Source organism: Pseudomonas sp. FW305-3-2-15-E-TSA4, from assembly GCF_058787295.1.
The window spans coordinates 1-2842 of record NZ_JBYSZP010000036.1 but is presented as its reverse complement, the minus strand read 5'-3'; the positions used below and the strand labels follow the sequence as shown (position 1 = coordinate 2842).

Annotated in this window: 1 rRNA gene; it reads left to right on the top strand. The window is 51.8% G+C overall.

Features of this window, described 5'->3' with window-relative positions:
• A 23S ribosomal RNA gene (locus AC3WMV_RS28215) occupies positions 1-2754 on the top strand.
• The last annotated feature ends 88 nt before the right edge of the window (positions 2755-2842 follow it).

Genomic DNA, 2842 nt, shown 5'->3' with positions numbered 1-2842 from the left:
CAAGATGGTTATCTTGTACTGAATACATAGGTGCAAGAGGCGAACCAGGGGAACTGAAACATCTAAGTACCCTGAGGAAAAGAAATCAACCGAGATTCCCTTAGTAGTGGCGAGCGAACGGGGACTAGCCCTTAAGTGGCTTTGAGATTAGCGGAACGCTCTGGAAAGTGCGGCCATAGTGGGTGATAGCCCTGTACGCGAAAGTCTCTTAGTCATGAAATCGAGTAGGACGGAGCACGAGAAACTTTGTCTGAATATGGGGGGACCATCCTCCAAGGCTAAATACTACTGACTGACCGATAGTGAACTAGTACCGTGAGGGAAAGGCGAAAAGAACCCCGGAGAGGGGAGTGAAATAGATCCTGAAACCGTATGCGTACAAGCAGTGGGAGCCCACTTTGTTGGGTGACTGCGTACCTTTTGTATAATGGGTCAGCGACTTATTTTCAGTGGCGAGCTTAACCGAATAGGGGAGGCGTAGCGAAAGCGAGTCTTAATAGGGCGTCTAGTCGCTGGGAATAGACCCGAAACCGGGCGATCTATCCATGGGCAGGTTGAAGGTTAGGTAACACTGACTGGAGGACCGAACCGACTACCGTTGAAAAGTTAGCGGATGACCTGTGGATCGGAGTGAAAGGCTAATCAAGCTCGGAGATAGCTGGTTCTCCTCGAAAGCTATTTAGGTAGCGCCTCATGTATCACTGTAGGGGGTAGAGCACTGTTTCGGCTAGGGGGTCATCCCGACTTACCAAACCGATGCAAACTCCGAATACCTACAAGTGCCGAGCATGGGAGACACACGGCGGGTGCTAACGTCCGTCGTGAAAAGGGAAACAACCCAGACCGTCAGCTAAGGTCCCAAAGTTATGGTTAAGTGGGAAACGATGTGGGAAGGCTTAGACAGCTAGGAGGTTGGCTTAGAAGCAGCCACCCTTTAAAGAAAGCGTAATAGCTCACTAGTCGAGTCGGCCTGCGCGGAAGATGTAACGGGGCTCAAACCATACACCGAAGCTACGGGTATCACGCAAGTGATGCGGTAGAGGAGCGTTCTGTAAGCCTGTGAAGGTGAGTTGAGAAGCTTGCTGGAGGTATCAGAAGTGCGAATGCTGACATGAGTAACGACAATGGGTGTGAAAAACACCCACGCCGAAAGACCAAGGTTTCCTGCGCAACGTTAATCGACGCAGGGTTAGTCGGTCCCTAAGGCGAGGCTGAAAAGCGTAGTCGATGGAAAACAGGTTAATATTCCTGTACTTCTGGTTATTGCGATGGAGGGACGGAGAAGGCTAGGCCAGCTTGGCGTTGGTTGTCCAAGTTTAAGGTGGTAGGCTGAGATCTTAGGTAAATCCGGGATCTTAAGGCCGAGAGCTGATGACGAGTTACCTTTCAGGTGACGAAGTGGTTGATGCCATGCTTCCAAGAAAAGCTTCTAAGCTTCAGATAACCAGGAACCGTACCCCAAACCGACACAGGTGGTTGGGTAGAGAATACCAAGGCGCTTGAGAGAACTCGGGTGAAGGAACTAGGCAAAATGGCACCGTAACTTCGGGAGAAGGTGCGCCGGTGAGGGTGAAGGACTTGCTCCGTAAGCTCATGCCGGTCGAAGATACCAGGCCGCTGCGACTGTTTATTAAAAACACAGCACTCTGCAAACACGAAAGTGGACGTATAGGGTGTGACGCCTGCCCGGTGCCGGAAGGTTAATTGATGGGGTTAGCTAACGCGAAGCTCTTGATCGAAGCCCCGGTAAACGGCGGCCGTAACTATAACGGTCCTAAGGTAGCGAAATTCCTTGTCGGGTAAGTTCCGACCTGCACGAATGGCGTAACGATGGCGGCGCTGTCTCCACCCGAGACTCAGTGAAATTGAAATCGCTGTGAAGATGCAGTGTATCCGCGGCTAGACGGAAAGACCCCGTGAACCTTTACTATAGCTTTGCACTGGACTTTGAATTTGCTTGTGTAGGATAGGTGGGAGGCTTTGAAGCGTGGACGCCAGTTCGCGTGGAGCCATCCTTGAAATACCACCCTGGCAACTTTGAGGTTCTAACTCAGGTCCGTTATCCGGATCGAGGACAGTGTATGGTGGGTAGTTTGACTGGGGCGGTCTCCTCCTAAAGAGTAACGGAGGAGTACGAAGGTGCGCTCAGACCGGTCGGAAATCGGTCGTAGAGTATAAAGGCAAAAGCGCGCTTGACTGCGAGACAGACACGTCGAGCAGGTACGAAAGTAGGTCTTAGTGATCCGGTGGTTCTGTATGGAAGGGCCATCGCTCAACGGATAAAAGGTACTCCGGGGATAACAGGCTGATACCGCCCAAGAGTTCATATCGACGGCGGTGTTTGGCACCTCGATGTCGGCTCATCACATCCTGGGGCTGAAGCCGGTCCCAAGGGTATGGCTGTTCGCCATTTAAAGTGGTACGCGAGCTGGGTTTAGAACGTCGTGAGACAGTTCGGTCCCTATCTGCCGTGGACGTTTGAGATTTGAGAGGGGCTGCTCCTAGTACGAGAGGACCGGAGTGGACGAACCTCTGGTGTTCCGGTTGTCACGCCAGTGGCATTGCCGGGTAGCTATGTTCGGGAAAGATAACCGCTGAAAGCATCTAAGCGGGAAACTTGCCTCAAGATGAGATCTCACTGGAACCTTGAGTTCCCTGAAGGGCCGTCGAAGACTACGACGTTGATAGGTTGGGTGTGTAAGCGCTGTGAGGCGTTGAGCTAACCAATACTAATTGCCCGTGAGGCTTGACCATATAACACCCAAGCAATCTGAATGCTCGAAAGAGACCAGATTGCGGTGTGTGAAGACGCAATGAACCGAAAGTTCGCGATGCTCACAAA